The sequence below is a fragment of the Pseudomonas donghuensis genome, from assembly GCF_000696345.2.
GTDB lineage: Bacteria > Pseudomonadota > Gammaproteobacteria > Pseudomonadales > Pseudomonadaceae > Aquipseudomonas > Aquipseudomonas donghuensis.
Genome location: NZ_CP071706.1, coordinates 3,918,249 through 3,934,279, shown reverse-complemented (window position 1 = coordinate 3,934,279; position 16,031 = coordinate 3,918,249). Strand labels below are relative to the sequence as shown.

The 16,031-nt window shown below is 63.0% G+C and carries 17 protein-coding genes and 1 pseudogene; 5 read left to right on the top strand and 13 right to left on the bottom strand.

The window, feature by feature from the left end; all coding sequences use genetic code 11:
* Positions 1–63: 63 nt before the first annotated feature.
* Genes arsH through BV82_RS18300 form a run of 3 tightly spaced genes read right to left on the bottom strand, consistent with a single transcriptional unit; the run spans position 64 to position 1,594 of the window.
* Positions 64–756, bottom strand: a complete 693-nt coding sequence (gene arsH / locus BV82_RS18310) for an arsenical resistance protein ArsH (protein WP_036996395.1) — start codon at positions 754–756, stop codon at positions 64–66.
* 11 nt (positions 757–767) lie between these two features.
* The gene (locus tag BV82_RS18305; protein ID WP_010227054.1) at positions 768–1,238 is read right to left on the bottom strand and encodes an arsenate reductase ArsC; all 471 of its coding nucleotides are present in this window, start codon (positions 1,236–1,238) and stop codon (positions 768–770) included.
* 11 nt (positions 1,239–1,249) lie between these two features.
* Complete coding sequence (locus BV82_RS18300) at positions 1,250–1,594, bottom strand: metalloregulator ArsR/SmtB family transcription factor (protein WP_036996394.1); 345 nt, start codon at positions 1,592–1,594, stop codon at positions 1,250–1,252.
* Positions 1,595–1,728: 134 nt separating this feature from the next.
* Between BV82_RS18300 and BV82_RS18295 the strand changes: the two genes are divergently transcribed.
* Positions 1,729–2,772, top strand: coding sequence for a DUF1176 domain-containing protein (locus BV82_RS18295; RefSeq protein WP_036996393.1), 1,044 nt, complete (start codon positions 1,729–1,731; stop codon positions 2,770–2,772).
* A gap of 131 nt (positions 2,773–2,903) precedes the next feature.
* Here BV82_RS18295 and BV82_RS18290 read toward each other — a convergent pair whose 3' ends face one another.
* Together BV82_RS18290 and BV82_RS18285 are read right to left on the bottom strand one after the other, a co-directional pair.
* Entirely contained in the window at positions 2,904–3,689 is a 786-nt protein-coding gene (locus BV82_RS18290) for a sulfite exporter TauE/SafE family protein (protein WP_010227049.1), read from the bottom strand.
* Positions 3,690–4,174: 485 nt separating this feature from the next.
* A complete protein-coding gene (locus BV82_RS18285) occupies positions 4,175–4,798 on the bottom strand; it encodes a helix-turn-helix domain-containing protein (protein ID WP_036996392.1) in 624 nt (207 codons plus the stop codon).
* Positions 4,799–4,919: 121 nt separating this feature from the next.
* On the opposite strand from BV82_RS18285, the gene BV82_RS18280 reads away from it, so the two are divergent.
* From BV82_RS18280 to BV82_RS18270, 3 genes are all read left to right on the top strand, one after another.
* Entirely contained in the window at positions 4,920–6,050 is a 1,131-nt protein-coding gene (locus BV82_RS18280; protein WP_010227047.1) for an NAD(P)/FAD-dependent oxidoreductase, read from the top strand.
* A 19-nt stretch (positions 6,051–6,069) separates the two neighbouring features.
* Positions 6,070–6,447 (top strand): RidA family protein, encoded by a 378-nt coding sequence (locus tag BV82_RS18275; protein ID WP_036996391.1) that lies wholly within the window; start codon positions 6,070–6,072, stop codon positions 6,445–6,447.
* Between the two features lie 71 nt (positions 6,448–6,518).
* Positions 6,519–7,595, top strand: a complete 1,077-nt coding sequence (locus BV82_RS18270) for a YkvI family membrane protein (RefSeq protein WP_036996390.1) — start codon at positions 6,519–6,521, stop codon at positions 7,593–7,595.
* Between the two features lie 38 nt (positions 7,596–7,633).
* Here BV82_RS18270 and BV82_RS26770 read toward each other — a convergent pair whose 3' ends face one another.
* The 3 genes and pseudogenes from BV82_RS26770 to BV82_RS18260 all read right to left on the bottom strand — a co-directional run bounded on the left by BV82_RS26770 (position 7,634) and on the right by BV82_RS18260 (position 10,580).
* The gene (locus BV82_RS26770) at positions 7,634–8,374 is read right to left on the bottom strand and encodes a methyl-accepting chemotaxis protein (RefSeq protein ID WP_374045279.1); all 741 of its coding nucleotides are present in this window, start codon (positions 8,372–8,374) and stop codon (positions 7,634–7,636) included.
* Between the two features lie 162 nt (positions 8,375–8,536).
* Positions 8,537–9,520, bottom strand: a pseudogene (locus BV82_RS26765) (cache domain-containing protein); the annotation flags it as partial.
* A gap of 175 nt (positions 9,521–9,695) precedes the next feature.
* Positions 9,696–10,580 carry a LysR family transcriptional regulator gene (locus tag BV82_RS18260; protein WP_010227043.1) on the bottom strand — a complete coding sequence of 295 codons (885 nt, stop codon included), beginning with the start codon at positions 10,578–10,580 and terminating at the stop codon, positions 9,696–9,698.
* Positions 10,581–10,702: 122 nt separating this feature from the next.
* On the opposite strand from BV82_RS18260, the gene BV82_RS18255 reads away from it, so the two are divergent.
* The gene (locus tag BV82_RS18255) at positions 10,703–11,134 is read left to right on the top strand and encodes a PACE efflux transporter (RefSeq protein WP_010227041.1); all 432 of its coding nucleotides are present in this window, start codon (positions 10,703–10,705) and stop codon (positions 11,132–11,134) included.
* A gap of 9 nt (positions 11,135–11,143) precedes the next feature.
* Here BV82_RS18255 and BV82_RS18250 read toward each other — a convergent pair whose 3' ends face one another.
* The 5 genes from BV82_RS18250 to BV82_RS18230 form a co-directional block, all read right to left on the bottom strand.
* Positions 11,144–12,190, bottom strand: coding sequence for a hypothetical protein (locus BV82_RS18250; RefSeq protein ID WP_010227038.1), 1,047 nt, complete (start codon positions 12,188–12,190; stop codon positions 11,144–11,146).
* Between the two features lie 63 nt (positions 12,191–12,253).
* Entirely contained in the window at positions 12,254–12,688 is a 435-nt protein-coding gene (locus tag BV82_RS18245) for a DUF7079 family protein (protein ID WP_010227036.1), read from the bottom strand.
* Between the two features lie 291 nt (positions 12,689–12,979).
* Complete coding sequence (locus BV82_RS18240) at positions 12,980–13,666, bottom strand: GntR family transcriptional regulator (protein WP_010227034.1); 687 nt, start codon at positions 13,664–13,666, stop codon at positions 12,980–12,982.
* Positions 13,667–13,682: 16 nt separating this feature from the next.
* Complete coding sequence (locus BV82_RS18235) at positions 13,683–14,387, bottom strand: FadR/GntR family transcriptional regulator (protein WP_010227033.1); 705 nt, start codon at positions 14,385–14,387, stop codon at positions 13,683–13,685.
* 69 nt (positions 14,388–14,456) lie between these two features.
* Positions 14,457–15,767: a C4-dicarboxylate transporter DctA gene (locus BV82_RS18230; RefSeq protein WP_010227031.1), complete on the bottom strand. Its 1,311-nt coding sequence runs from the start codon at positions 15,765–15,767 to the stop codon at positions 14,457–14,459.
* Positions 15,768–16,031 lie beyond the last annotated feature (264 nt).

Here is a 16,031-nt window from a genome sequence, read left to right as displayed (position 1 = left end):
ACTCGTGTGGCGTCGCAGTCGATCATCAACGCAGGCCCGCAACTGGGAAGCGCAGCGCGCCGCTCAGATCGAACGCTGGCCAACTCGCTTTGACAACGCCTCTGCCGATTCCTTGCGCTCGGAGTAGCGGTCCACCAGGTAATCGCTGCGCCCGCGCAGCAGCAGGGTGAACTTCACCAGCTCTTCCATCACGTCGACTACGCGGTCGTAGTAGGCCGACGGCTTCATCCGGTCGTTGCCGTCGAATTCCAGCCAGGCCTTGGGTACCGAGGACTGGTTGGGGATGGTGAACATGCGCATCCAGCGCCCCAGTACGCGGAGCTGGTTGACCACGTTGAACGACTGCGAGCCGCCGCACACCTGCATCACCGCCAGGGTCTTGCCCTGGGTCGGTCGCACTGCGCCCATGGCCAATGGCACCCAGTCGATCTGCGCCTTGAACACCGCCGACATCGCGCCATGACGCTCCGGCGAGCACCACACCTGGCCTTCGGACCATTGCATGAGTTCGCGCAACTCCACGACCTTGGGATGGTTGTCGGGCGCGTCGTCAGGCAGGGGCAGGCCGCTGGGGTTGAAGATCCGCGTTTCGGCGCCGAAGTGTTCGAGCAGGCGCGCGGCTTCCTCGGTCAGCAGGCGGCTGAACGAGCGTTCGCGGGTTGAGCCATAGAGCAGCAGGATGCGTGGTTTGTGTCCGTCATGTGCGGCGTTGGCCGGGATCAGGTCGAGATCGAGATTGGGTAGGTGGTCGCTCATGGGGGCTCCGTTTACAAAGTGCCGATGCGGTCGATTTCAGCCTGCAACTGGTCGCGGCTCAGGCGCTCGAAGGGCAGGGCAAGGAAGGTTTTGCAGCGCAGTGCTATGCGCGCCAGGGTGGCGTCAAAGGCGGCATCGATCTGTGTATCGCTGCCGTGGACCTCGGAAGGGTCTGCCAGGCCCCAGTGGGTTTTCAGCGCTGGGCCGAAGTACAGCGGGCAGGCTTCGCCAGCGGCGTTGTCGCAGACGGTGATGACGATGTCTGGCGGGTTGTCGGCGAAGGCGTCGTTGCCTTTGCTGGTCAGGCCGTGGATGGCGATGCCGGCGCGTTGCAGGGTCGACAGGCTGCGAGGATGCACCTGGCCCTTGGGAAAACTACCGGCACTGACCGCGTGGAAACCGGCCGGGGCCAGGTGATTGAACTGCGCTTCGCAGAGGATGCTGCGACAGCTGTTGGCAGTACACATGAACAAGACTCGCATGGGCTGATTCCTCAACAGCAGGTCGCACGGACAGGACGATCACCCATTGCCTCGAGGCGCTCGCTGACGTCGCTGAGCCACTGGCCATTGGCCTCAAGGGTCAGCTGCAGCACCTCGTTCACCCAGGCTGGCAGCTGCGGGTTGAGGCGGTAGTACACCCACTGACCCTGGCGGCGGTCGAGCAACAGGCCGCAGCTGCGCAGTTGGGCCAGATGGCGGGAGATCTTCGGCTGGCTGTCGTCGAGTGCGCACATCAGCTCGCACACGCACAGTTCGCCTTCGCGGACGATCAACAGCGTGGCGCGAACGCGGGTTTCGTCGGCCAGGCATTTGAACAGGGCGGCAGGGGTAAGCATCGAATCGGTCCGGGCTTGATATATGGAAATTCGAATATACGGATCTCCATATGTAAATGACAAGCCCGCTGTGCCAACCGGACTTCGAGAAGTTCCAGGGGTAGAATGTGCGCTCACCTGAAACGGACTTCATCATGAGCGCACCGCTGCACGCAGCCTTTCTCTCCCTGCTGGCCTTGCCCGGCGCTACCCAGGCCACGACGGCAGAACCGGTACCCTTGTACCGGCACCTCAAGGACTGGGTGGTGGGGTGTGACAACACCCGCCACTGTACGGCGCTGGCGGCCGATGAAAGCGTCGACGGCATGCCGTTGGGTATTCAGATCGTGCGTGGCGCGGGTCTGGAGGGGCCGTTGCAGGTAACGATTTACAGCCAGAGTTCGCTGGAGGGGCCATTGCAGCTCGATGGCAAGCCTCTGGCGCTGGCACTGCATGAAGAACAGCACAACGGCGTGGTGTCCTGGCGGGCGAGTGGCGAGCAGGCCGTGGCCCTGGTCAAGGCCTTGCGCAATGGCTCGCGGCTGACCTCGGCGAGCAATGATGGTGAGCTGGGGAGTTCGCTCAATGGCCTGAGCGCCTCATTGTTGCTGATCGATTCGGTGCAGGGGCGGCTGGGCCACCGCAGTGCCTTCATGCGTGCAGGTGATGCGCCAGACAGTGCCGTGCCGCCTGCGCCGGCGCTGCCGAAGCTGGCGCCCTTCGCACGGCCCGAGCCGCTGGGGGAAGCAGAGGCCAGGCACATTGTCGCCGCCGTGCATGCAGCCAGCGCTGATGCCTGGCAGGACGTGGGTGATGACTGGCAGCCCGATACTGCCCAAGCCTATGCGTTGAGTGGCAAGCGTGCGCTGGTCAGCTTTCGCTATGGCTGTGGCGCCTACAACTGCGAGTACGCCTTGTTCACCACTTCACGGGCGCATCCGCAGCAGGCGCAGGCCCTGCAGTTCGCGGAGTTTCCCGGGCTGGAGCAGTGGGGCGACTTTGGTGGCTCGGTCGAGTACAACGCAGACACCGGAGTGCTCAGTAGCTTTACCAAGGGGCGCGGCATAGGTGATTGCGGTGTCGATCAGAGCTGGCGTTTTGATGGGCAGCGCATGCAACTGCGCTCGCTGGCGCGGATGGGCAGTTGCAGTGGGAGCTGGTCGCAGATGTGGCCGGTGCTGTGGCGCACGCAGGATTGAACCTTGGGGCTACGGCGTAGCCCATCGCCGGCAAGGCCGGCTCCCACAGGGCTTGATGTCGCCTGCTACCCCTGTGGGAGCTGGCCTTGCCAGCGATCGAGTGCGTAGCACTCGTAGATCAAGCGACACACTCAGAACGCCAGTTTGTAGCCGATCATCAGCAGCATGCCTGCCAGGCACGGGCGCAGGATGCTGTCAGAAATCCGTCCGGTCAGGTGGCTGCCCATGTAGATGCCCGGCAGCGAGCCCAGCAGCAGGTAGCCAAGCAGCGACCAGTCCATGTTGCCCATGCTTGCATGGCCCAGGCCGGCGACCAGGGTCAGCGGCACGGCGTGGGCGATTTCGGTGCCGACCAGGCGGCGGGTGACCAGGTAGGGGTAGAGCAGGAACAGCGCCACGGTACCCAGGGCGCCAGCGCCGATGGACGTCAGCGAAACCATGACGCCGAGCATCACACCGGTGACTACGGTCAGCAGGTTGAGGCTGGTACCGCTCAGGTGATAGCGGTCGCCGGCGTGTTTGCTGGCGAATGCCTGGAGTTTGCTTTTGAACAGGATGGCCAGGGCGGTCAGCACCAGCACCACGGCCAGGCCTTGCTTGATGATGGTGTTGGCGGCCTGGGTGTCGGCATCGAGGCTGGCGAGGAACCACAGGGTCAGGGCCGCGGCCGGGACGCTGCCGAGGGTCAGCCAGCCGGTGATTTTCCAGTCGATATTGTTGTTTTTGCCGTGGACCCAGACGCCGCTGGCTTTGGTGATGGCGGCGTAAAGCAGGTCGGTGCCTACGGCGGTGGCGGGGTTGATACCGAACCACAGCAGGATCGGGGTCATCAGGGAGCCGCCGCCGACGCCGGTCATGCCGACGATGAAACCTACTACCAGGCCTGCAATGGTAAAACCGAAAGAACCTACATCCATAAGTAACCTAAACGCCCAACGTGCCCGTGATCGGATGGCAGCCAGCATAAAGGTTTTTTTATAGCCAAATAGACTAGTTCGTTATTAGGTTATAACCGGTGGTGGCTGTGAGAGGAGGGGCTTATCCGGTTGTGATGGTGGCGCGGAGTCACCTTTCCGCCCTTACGGCGGGTTACTTTGGCAGTCGCCCCAAAGTAACCAAAGGGCTTGCCCCACCAGGGGCCCTACGCTGCGCTTCGGGTTCCCTCGCTACGGTGTCGCTACGGGGCATTGCGAACTACGAGTTGCAAGCAACTCTACGTTTCGCAACTTCGGCTAACGCCGAAGGTGCTGCGCACTAGCCCCTTCGCAACACCTGCACTCGGCCCTTCTGGTTAACGGGGCCGGTAGATCAAGATCAAGAGCACAATTCGCTTCGCTCTTGCTGAGCGCGTGGCGCTGTGGGAGCGGGCTTGACCCGCGATGCGGTGTTACAGACAACGCTGTTACCGATCCGTCATCACCACCATCACATGCGCATCCCCGCCATCTTCCGTCTCGGAAAGATAAATATGCCCGACATTGCTGTTGAAGTACGCCGTCTCCTGCGGGCCGATACTCACGGCTTCACCGGTTTCAAACACAATCCGCACGCGCCCGCTGAGCACCAGGGCAAATTCCTGCCCCGGGTGGCGGATGAATTCATCGAACTGTTGCCGCTCGCGGGCGATGATCCGCGCATACATTGGCGTCATCAGCCGCTCGGGAAATTCCCCGGCGATCGGGTGGTAGTCGTAGGTCCCAGTGCTGTAGCCGGGCGCTGTGGGCAGGGAGTTGACCACCACCGTGGTCGGCACCGGGATATCGCTCACGCCTGAAGCGCGAAACAGCTGGGCGATATCAACCTTCAGTGCCCGCGCCGCCGCCGCCAGTTTCTCGTAGCTCACCGAGACCTGGGCCAGTTCCATTTTCGACAGGGTCGACACCGGTACCCCGGACAGCGCCGACAGTTGCTTGAGCGTCAGTTGCTGGGCCTTGCGCACGCTACGCAGGCGCGCTCCGACTTCGGCGCGGTCAATCAGTGGCAGCGCACCAGGGCGGTCGTCGGCAGGGGAGCGGTCGGCACTCATCAAGCATCTCGGTCAGACAAAACGGACCCGCATCTTACCGTGGCCGCTTGCATAATCCGAAATTCTCATATATTAGAATTCTCACAAATGATAATTACACCTCGCAAGCGAGTGCATGGCTATGACAGAGACCTTCGACATCGTAATCATCGGCGCCGGTATTGCTGGCGCATCGCTGGGTTATCGCCTGGCGCAAGGGCGGCAGGTGCTGATGCTTGAACGCGAAGCCCAGGCTGGTTATCACGCCACCGGTCGCTCGGCAGCGATGTTCATGGAGGCCTACGGCACGCCGCAGATCCAGGCGCTGACCCGCGCCAGCCGTGCATTCTATGCGTCGCCGCCACCGGGCTTCTGTGAGCATGCGTTGCTCGAGCCGCGTGGTTGCCTGTATGTGGCAACGCTGGAGCAGCAGGCACTGCTCGACAGTACCTATGCGCAAAGCCTGGCCAACGGCACCGACGTCACCTTGCTCGACCGTGACGCGGCGTTGGCGCTGGTGCCGAGCCTGCGTGCCGAGGTATTGGCCGGAGCAGTGCTGGAGCCCGGTGCCATGGACCTGGATGTGCATGCGCTGCACCAGGGGTTCCTGCGCGGTTACCGCCAGGCCGGTGGCCAGTTGCGTTGCAATGCCGAGGTGGTTGAAGGCGGCTACCACGAGGGTCACTGGCAGTTGAGCCTGGCCGATGGCAGTCGTATTCAGGCGCGCCAACTGGTCAACGCCGCGGGCGCCTGGGCCGACCACGTCGCGGCGGTCTGTGGTATCCAACCCGTCGGCCTGCAGCCATGCCGACGCTCGGCCTTTACCTTCGAAGGCCCGCAAGACCAGGACTTCAGTCGCTGGCCCGCAGTGATCGGCGTCGATGAGAGTTTCTATTTCAAACCCGACGCCGGGCAGTTGCTCGGCTCGCCGGCCAACGCCGACCCGGTCGAGCCCCAGGACGTGATGCCCGAAGAGCTCGACGTGGCCATCGGCATCTACAACATTGAAGCCATCACCACCCTGGCGATTCGCCGCCCCAGCCATACCTGGGCGGGCTTGCGTTCGTTCGTCGCCGACGGCGACTTGGTGATCGGCCACGACCCGCAAAATCCCGCGTTTTTCTGGCTGGCGGCGCAGGGTGGTTACGGTATCCAGTCCGCCGCTGGCGCTTCGCAACTGGCGTGCGCGCTGCTGCTTGAGCAGCCGCTTGCAGCAACCTTGAGCGCCGAAGGGGTCGAGCCGCAACGCTTGTCCCCGGCGCGCTTTCGTTAACTCCCCAAGGAGATTTCCCATGAGCTCGACTATCCAGCGTATCCCCAGCCACCTGCCGTATCCGTTCTCCAAGGCGGTGAAGGTCGGCGGCTTTCTGTTCCTTTCCGGGCAGATCCCCATGCGCGCCGACGGCGAAGTGGTGCGTGGCGACATTCAGGTTCAGACCCGGGCCGCTCTGGAACGCATCGGCGAAACCCTGGCCGAATGCGGCGTGGGTTTCGATCAGGTGATCAAGGCCACTGTGTGGTTGTCCGACATGGCCCATTTCGCTGGTTTCAACGAGGTGTACAAAAGCGTCTTCGCCAACGGCTACCCGGTGCGCTCCACCGTCAGTGCCGGCCTGGCCCTGGGCGTGGATGTCGAGATCGAAGTACAGGCCTGGATCGGCAACGACTGAGGCACCACAGCAACACTGGGTAAAAACAACAACAAGGCCCGGGCAGGGCCATCGATACCAGAGGGTTGAAAATGAAAGAGCAGCTGAAAATTGCAGGCGCCTTTATCGGCGTGATCGTCGGCGCGGGTTTCGCCTCGGGGCGGGAGCTGTTGCTGTTCTTTGTCGACTTCGGCCTCTGGGGCCTGCTCGGGGCGCTGGTCAGCGCGGCCTTGTTCACTTTTCTCGGCATGGCCCTGGCCGGGCTGGGCAACCGCTTGCAGGCCGCCTCGCACAAGGATGTGGTGTATGCCATTTGTGGGCGCTACCTGGGCTTGTTCGTTGACCTGCTGATCACCTTCTTCATGTTTGCGGTCACCGTGGTGATGCTTGCCGGCGGTGGGGCATTGCTTGAACAGCAGTTCGCCATTCCGGCGCTGACCGGTAGTGTACTGGTGACCCTGCTGGTGGTGGCGGTGGTGTGTCTGGATGTGCAAAAGGTGATCCTGCTGATCGGGGCGGTCACGCCGTTCCTGATCCTCATCGCCACGGCCATCGCCTTGTACGCGGTGTTCACCCGCGAGCTGAGCTTTGCCGCGCTGAATCAGGTGGCCAGCCAGCAGCAGGCGGGTACCAGCCACTGGCTGCTCGGCGCGTTCCTGTATGTGTCGTACAACATTGTCGCCGGTGCGCCGATCCTGGCGATTCTCGGTGGCTCGGCACGCCTGGAGAAGACTGCGATCTGGGGCGGGGTTCTCGGCGGTGCGGCCCTGGGCGGCCTGATGCTGGTGATGAGCGCAGGCTTGTTGTCGCGCCTGGATACCGTCGCCGATCTGCCGATGCCGATGCTGTCGATTGCCAGCGAAATCTCTCCGGCCTTGGGCGTGATCATGTGCGTGATCATCTTCGGCATGATCGTCAACACTGCGGTGGGCACGCTGTATTCGTTCCTGGCGCGGCTGTTGCCGGCAGGTACCCGCAGTTTTCGCCTGGGCTCGGTGGCGGCGGGGGTGGCGGCATTTATCTGCAGCCTGATCGGCTTTATCAGCCTGGTCGGCCAGGTCTATCCGTTCTTCGGCTACCTGGGCTTCGTGCTGATGCTGGCGGTTTTGATCGGCTGGTTGCGCCTGGGGCGGGCCAAGCGGGTGCTGGCGGTGCAGCGGGAGGTGTAAAAGCAAGGGGCCTGAGCGGCCCCTTGCTTGTTTACGCGTCAGATCTTGAAGCTGTCGACCAGTTGCTTGAGGCGCCCGGCCTGCTGGGCCAGGGCATCGCAATGACGCAGGGTGTCGTTGAGGTTGGCCACGCCTTGCTGGTTCAGCACGTTGATCTGGGTGATGTCCAGGTTCAGGCTTTCGACCACGGCGGTCTGCTCTTCGGTGGCGGCGGCCACCGACTGGTTCATGCCGTCGATCTCGCCGATGCGCTGGGTCACGCTGCTCAGGCGCTCGCCGGCCTGGTTGGCGACCAGCACGCTTTCTTCGCTGGAAACCTGGCTGGCGTTCATGTTGTGTACCGCCTCGCGCGAACCGACCTGCAGGGTGGTGATCATCTTGTGGATCTCTTCGGCCGACTCCTGGGTGCGGTGCGCCAGGTTGCGTACCTCGTCGGCAACCACGGCAAAACCACGCCCGGCTTCACCGGCACGGGCCGCTTCGATGGCGGCGTTGAGCGCCAGCAGGTTGGTCTGCTGGGAGATGCCCTTGATCACGTCGAGGATCTGGCCGATGTCATCGGTGCTGGCATTGAGGGTTTCGATCTGCTCGCAGGATTCGCTGATCTTCTGCGACAGCGCGGTCATCGCCGAAATGGTTTCCTGCACCACCTGACGACCGTCATTGGCCTGCTCGCTGGCACCGCTGGCGTGTTGCGAGGCGTCGGCGGCGTTGCGGGCGATTTCCTGGGTGGCGGCGCCCAGCTCGTTGATTGCCGCGGCGACGCTGTTGGTGCGCATGCTCTGCTCTTCAGAGCCGATGATCGAGGCATTGGAGGCGCTCATCACCCGCTCGGACAGGTCATGGACCTGGCGAGTGGCCGAGGACACTTCGGCAATCGAGGCATGGATACGCTCGACGAACTGGTTGAAGGCACCGGCCAGTTCACCGAACTCGTCCTTGTTCTCCACCACCAGGCGGCGGGTCAGGTCGCCTTCGCCCTGGGCAATGTCCTGCATGGCGCGGCCCATGGTGGTCAGCGGACGCATCAGCACCGGAATCAGCAGGCTCAGCAGGCCAGCAATGGCGGCCACGGCAATGAGCATGGCGATGATCGCCGAGGTACGGAACTGGCTGAGGCCGGCGTAGGCTTTGTCGCGGTCGATCGACAGGCCGATGTACCAGTCAGCCGTCGGCAGGCCGCTGACCGGGGCGAAGGAGATGATCCGCTCCTGCTTGTTCAGGGTCACCTCGTGGGTGCCTGGCGCGATATGCAGGTTGCTGCCCGGGTAGATGTCCTTGAGGTTCTTCATCACCTGGTCTTTGTCCGGGCTTACGATCACCTGACCGTTACGGTCGACCAAAAACGCGTGGCCAATACCGCCGAAGTCCACGGCGTTGATGATATCGACCAGGGTGGCCAGGCTCAGGTCGCCGCCGACCACGCCGAGCAGCTCGCCGTTGGCCTTGCTTTTCACCGGCATGCCAATGGTAACCACCAGGCCGCCGACCGCGGCCATGTAGGGCGGGGTCAGCATGGTCTGGTTGGCGGCGACGGCGGCGGTGTACCACGGACGCTGGCGCGGGTCGTAGCCGTCAGGCATCTTCGCGTCCGGGCGCTGGGTGAACACGCCGTTGGACTGGCCGACGTAGGTGAACTGGAAGTTGTTGGTGAACGATGGCTGGTCGACCAACCCCGGGAAGTCGGCATTGGCGCCTTGGTGGGCGACGTCCTGGGCGAGGTTTTCCAGGACCAGAATGCGTCCGCTCATCCAGTTCTGCACACTGCTGGCGGCCAGTGCGCCGGCCTGTTTGACCGACGAGTCGATGTTCTGTCGGATGGTGTTGCGTTGCAGGTAATCGTTGTAGAGGGTGAACAGTGCAAATGCCAGAACCACGACGCCGCAGGCGCACAGCAGGATCTTGTGGCGAAATTTCAGGTTCATGTTCCGAGACCTTGTGCCAGTAAAGAGGAGTGCCGAGCGGCGCTTTTGGCGTGTGCTCGTACCTATCCAGACGGGTATCGGCCGCGAAACGGAAAAATTGATAGGTAGTTTTGCCGCAGGGGCTGACAGGATTTTCCTACAGCCTGCTCTGGCGTGCGTGTTTCAGCCAGGCGCTTTACTGCACCCCGAGCAAACGCACCAGCTCCTGGGCAGCTTTTTGCAGCGGCTGATGCTGGCGCCAGAAGGCATGCACCGGCAGCTGCAATTCGTTGCGGGTGTTGCTGAAATCCAGGCGCACCAGGCGTCCGGCGTCCAGTAGAGGCGCCACCCGCGACAACGGGAAGTCGCCCCAGCCAAGGCCGGCTTCGACCATCTCGATGGCCATGGCCAGGCTGTCGGTGCGCCAGTGCGCCTTGCCGATCAGGGCGCGGGTGTCGCTCAGCGGCAGGTCACGGCTGGCCACCAGGATCTGCCGCACGTTGGCCAGGTCTTCGAGGTAGACGATCTGCCGCGGGCGCTGCTGCAGGGCCGGGTGCTGCGGGCCGATGCAGGCCACCAGCGATTCCATGCCGATGTTCTGAAAGCGCTGGCGGGCGTCCACTGCCAGCCCGGCAAAGGCCAGGCACAGGCTGACGCGACCGTCGTGCAGCAGTTGCAGGGCGTCTTCCTGCGGGGCCGTCAGCACCTCGACATTCAGTAACGGGTGACGCTCGCTGAGGGTTCTGATCGCTGCCAGCAGGTGCCTGTGCTCGATGTCCGGCACCACGCTGATGCTCAGGGTGCTTTCCAGCCCTTGGGACAACTCCAGGGCGTGCACCTGCAACTGCCCCAGTTGATGGGCGATCATCCGCGCATGCGGCTCCAGCGCCTGGGCCATGGCGGTGGGGCGGGTTTCCCGGTGAGTGCGATCGAACAGGCTGAAGCCGAGCTCCGCTTCAAGGTTGCCGATGGCCATGCTCACCGCTGAAGGCACTCGGCCCAGAGCGCGTGCGGCGGCCGAAAACGAGCCGCGGTCGAGCACGGCGAGAAACAGTTCGATGTTGTCGCTGGAAAAATTCATGGCACTCTCCTATCAGTAAATCTGATAGCTGTTGACTTTGGTTGTCAACAGGATTGACGCATGCTTGCCCGCCTCAGCCGTGCCAAAAGGCGGCGTTTCAGTGCAAAACCGAGGTTAGCAACGTGCAAGGTGTCAAACGCAAACTGGTCTACGTGACCGCCTATGAACTGATCGGCCTGTGCATGTCGACCCTGGGCCTGGCCTACCTGGCCGACAGCGCGCCGAGCAATACCGGGCCGCTGGCGGTGATGATCACCACCATCGCCATGGCCTGGAACTTCATCTACAACACCCTGTTTGAGTATTGGGAAAGCCGCCAGGCCAAGCGCGGGCGCAGTGTTGCCCGGCGGGTGGCGCATGCCATCGGTTTCCAGCTGACGTTGGTGGTGTACCTGATCCCGCTGATTGCCTGGTGGCTGAACATGAGCCTGGTCGAAGCCGTGCTGGTGGACCTGGCCTTTATCATTCTCATCCCTTGCTACACCTTCATCTACAACGGGTTGTTCGACCGCATCTTTGGCCTGCCGATTTCGGCCCAGGCGCAGCCGGCATGAACAAGACCCTTACTGGGCGGGCAGGGTAATCACTTGGGCGGCGGGCTGCGGCTCGTGCTCGGGGCCTTCGGCGGCTAGCAGGCTGTCTTCGATTTCCCCCGACAGGTAATAGACGCCGGCCATGGCGCCGGTCTTGCGATTCTCCATCAGATCGCGCCACTCCTCGTTCAGCGCCACGTTGAGGATCACCCGCAGTTGTTCGATCATCGCCGGTTGCTCGCGGTTGTGGCTCACGACCCCAATACCGGTCGCCGCCAGGGAAATCACCGTGCCCGCGGCGCGCCCGACCGCCGCCGCCACGGCGCTGGCAATACCCCGTGGCGCCAGGGTGGCGCCGAGCTTTTCGCTGGCTTGCTGGGCGACCGATGACAAGCCGATGTCCGAGCGCTGGGTGCCGGCGCGCACGGCGCTGTGCAGACGTTTGACCAGGGCTGCATAGGCGGGCTGCTGTTCCAGCGGTTTGCTGAACAGCAGTTGATGCAGCGATGCGTTGTTGTTGGCTGGCGGCCCGAGGCCAATGGCCTGGATGCGTGTCAGGTGCAGGTTGAACTGCTCCGTTGGTGCGCGGTAGCGCTGGGCGATCTGCTGCAGTTGCTGGCCGAGCAGCTGGATATACAACTCCATGGCCCGGTCGCGAATGGCTTCGGGGTCGATTTCCTTGGCCACCGGGTCGAGCACCCGCTCGTGGTACTGCTCTTGCAGGTACAGGGCCAGGCGTTTTTCCGGTGTTTCACGGCCTTCGCCACTGTTCATCTTGTACCAGGCCACTTTCATGGTCAGCCATTGCTGGGTCCAGTAGCCGGTGAACCAGGGGATGAAGTCGCTTTCGGTGTACTGCTGCACGCGCTCCTTCCACACCCGCATGGAGCGCCGGGCATAGTCGTTGACCGAACTGGTGGTGGCCAGCGAGGCGTCGATGATGTCGCGGTCGATCTGCTGCCAGGTCGCCGCGCTGACCGGGATGGGCGGCGGCTCGCTGACCTTTTGCCGCGAGCCGCAGCCAGCCAGCACCAGGAACAAGGCGAGCAGCAGCACGGTAAGCGGGGAACGCGGCATAAAATCGCAGCCCCCTGTGGTTAGGGAAGGTCGAGCACGGTGGTTATTTGAGTATAGGTGCCGTCACTCGGGCTGCTGTTCGGCCTCGGCCTGATCCAGCGCCTCGACGATCTCTGCCCAGATTTCCTTGCAGAAAAACCACACCCAGGTGGCATTCAGAAAGCGGTCAATCTGGCGCCGCCACCAGCTGTCGCGGCGTGCCTGGAGACTTTCTTCGATCTCTTCCTGCAGCCAGGTTTCGTCGAAACCGGTCCAGATCGGCGGTACCGGCGTCATGATGTTGCCGTAGCAGGCGGGGGCGACTTCGCTGTAGAAGATTTCTTTCAGCAGCTCGCGGTCAAACCCTACCAGGTGGCGGGCGATCCAGAGGAACTCGATGTGGGTGTCGACGAAGGCATCGGACATCGCCACGCGCACCTGGTGGCGCTGTTCAGGCGTCATTTGCGGCGCAGGTGCAGCAGCGGGCTCGGGTTTAACCGAGGTGATCCTTTCGTTCATCAGCGTGCCCTCCAAGGCGATCGAGGCCCATGGTAAAGCGGGCGGACAACAGCTGTCGCCAGGATTGCGAGCGCTGGCAAGGCCAGCCCCACATGTCCGGCATACCCAGATCCACTGTGGGGGCGGCAGTGCGACGACGCGACTTGACCCGCGATGAGGCCAGTACAACCAGCATATCAGGCGGCGTCTGGATTACGACCGCTTCGCGGTCGATCGCAGGCAAGCCAGCTCCCACAGGTTCGGCGTAGACAAACCCACTGTGGAGGCATTGCCGGCGATGAGGCCCTTCGGTCAATCCTCCAGGTCGAGCTTGGCTTCAATATGGTCCAGATGCTCATGCATCAACGCCAACGCCGCCTCGCCATCACCGTCCTCCAGCGCATCGATGATCGCCGCATGCTCCTGCCAGGCGCAATGACTGCATGGCCGCGCTTCGTACTGGGCAATGATCAGCGAGGTTTGCGGCACCAGGCCATTGAGAAAACGCGCCAAGGGTACGTTGTCGGCCATTTCCGCAAGTTTGAGGTGAAACTCGCCACCCAGGCGGATCGCCGTGCAGCGCTGGCCCTGTTCATGGTGCTGGCGCTCACGGGCCACCAGCTCGCGCAACTGGCGGATCTTGGCCGGCCGTGAGCGCTTGGCCGCCAGGCTGATCAAGGTGGTTTCGGCCAGGCGCCGGGCGCTGAGGATCTGCCGTGCATGTTGTGGGTCGGGCGCGGCCAGGCGTGCGGTGTGGCTGGGGCGCTGGACGATGACCTGTTGGTCGGACAGGCGCCCGAGTACCCGGCGGATCACCGTGCGGCTGACCCCGAAGGCATCGCCCAGGGCTTGCTCGGTCAGGGCGCTGCCAGGGGCCAGGCGCTGTTCGAGGATGGCATCGAACAGCCGCGGGTAGATCTGCTCGGCCGACAACCGGCGTTCACCCTGGGCGAGCAGTGGCGGCAGGGCGGTGGCATGGGCGTGGGCGCTGGCGTTCATGGTCGCACTCCTGGGGTCAGTTGCCCGGATGATCGTCCGGGATGTTCAGTTCGATACCCATGCGCAGGCCTTCCTGGAGGATGTGGTGGCGCATCTGCGCGCTGGCCTGGGCGCTGTTCTTGTTGCGGATGGCACGTACCACCGCTTCGTTTTCTTCAAGCCTTGCCGCCAAATGCTCGGGCGAGTTGCGCAGCACTGCGGCGCTTTGCTTGAGGGCATTGCTGGTCTGCTGCACCACGCTCTGGAAGATCGGGTTGGCGGTCAGGGTGAACAGCTCTTCGTGAAAGGCGATGTAGGCGTTGACGCCGGCTTCGCTGTCTTGGGCCTCGAGGGCTTCGCGCATGTCCATCAGGGTCAGGCGCAACTGGCCGATTTCCTTGCTGCTGATCGACTGCGCCACCAGGCCGACAATGAACGGTTCGAGGGTATAGCGCAGCTGCAGCACGTCTTCCAGGCTGGCCTCGGCGACGCCGCTCTGGGGCAGGGTGGTTGGTACTGTATCGGCATCAAGCACCAGCACGCCTTTGCCCGGCATCGAACGCACCAGGCCGAGGGTTTCCAGCACCGTCACCGCTTCACGCAGGCTCGGGCGGCTGATGCCCAGTTGCTCGGCCAGTTCGCGCTGGCCCGGGAGCATGTCGCCGGAGCGCCACTGGCCACGGGCCAGAGCCTGGCGGAGTTTTTCTACCACCGAGTTCACGACGGTCGATGAAGTAATCATTGTTCACTCCATGAGAACACTTGCATGGTTTGCTCCTGTGGCCGGCAGTGGGACTGCCGGCCATGTTACTCAGAACTCTTGTTGATGGGCGTTCGGGGTCTTGCGCTGGGCAAAGCCGAAGCCCTGTTTACCCGACAGCACATTGTTGGCCCGCTCCATGTCGATATCGCCTTCCCAGCGGCCAATGGCGACGGTAGCCACGCAGTTGCCGATCAGGTTGGTCAGCGCCCGGCCGATGCCCATGAACCAGTCCACCGCCAGCACCAGCACCAGGCCGACCACCGGTATCGCCGGGATGGCGGTCAGGGTTGCGGCCAGGATGACCAGGGCGGAGCCGGGGATGCCGTGGGCGCCTTTGGAGGTAATCAGCGACACCAGCAGGATGGTCAGCAGGTCGGTCATGGCCAGCGGTGTGCCGGTGGCATTGGCGATGAACACGATAGCCAGGGTCAGGTAGATCGAGAAACCGTCGAGGTTGAACGAGTAACCCGTGGGGATGACCAGGCCGACCGTGGAGCTGCCCACGCCCAGGTGCTCAAGCTTGCGCATGATCTGCGGCAGCACGGCGTCGGAGGAGGCGGTGCCGAGGACGATGGTCAGCTCTTCGCGCAGGTACTTGATGAAGGGCAGGATCTTCAGCCCCGACAGGCGCATCACGGTGCCCAGAATCAGCAGCACGAAGCCGGTGCAGGTCAGGTAGAACAAGGCCACCAGGCCGCCCAGGTGCTGCAGCGATTCCAGGCCGTATTTGCTGGTGGTGAAGGCGATGGCACCGAACACGCCAATCGGCGCCAGGCGCACAATCATGCCCATGATGCGGAAGATCACATGGCTCAGTTCGTTGATCAGCCGCGAGATGCCCGAGGCCGCTTCACCCACCAGGTTCAGGGCGCTGCCGAACAGCACCGAAAACAGCAGGACCTGGAGGATATTGTTGTCGGCAAACGCTCCAATCACCGAGGTCGGGATCAGGTCCATGAGGAAGGCGGCGGTGCCGTGGATGTGTTGGCCGCGTTCGGCCAGGTTGCTGGCTTCGCTGCTGGCCAATTGGTCCAGGTGAATGTTGGCGCCGCTGCCGATGCCGGAGGTAAAGGCGAACACCAGGCCGATCACCAGGGCGATGGTGGTCAGGATTTCGAAGTAGATCACCGATTTCAGGCCGATGCGCCCGACTTTCTTCAGGTCGCCGGCACCGGAGATGCCGCTGACCACCACGCAAAACACGATCAGCCCGATCAACATCTTGATCAGCTTGATGAAGCCGTCACCGAGGGGTTTGAGTTGCAGGGAAACTTCAGGAAAGCTCAGGCCGCAGGCTATGCCTAGCACAAGGCCCAACACCACTTGGAGGAAGATCGAACGCGAGCACCATTTGAGCATGGGAGGGATCTCTGGTCGGTGTCCCTGCTTCGATGCCACGGGGGCGAAAGAGCGGAGGACTTAATTATTGTGGTCTTACCGGTATGTCCAGTGCGTGGGCAGTGTAAGCGCGGTTTTTTCGACTTGGCAAGGGGTTTTCGGTTGGGTGGGGGAGAATTGGCTTTACCGGTCTGACCAGTTAGTGCGATACCCAGGCAAAAAAAAGTTCTTCACGACATTTCGGGGACTATGAGCCTTGGGGTGGGGTTGGTTGCGAGCTTATCC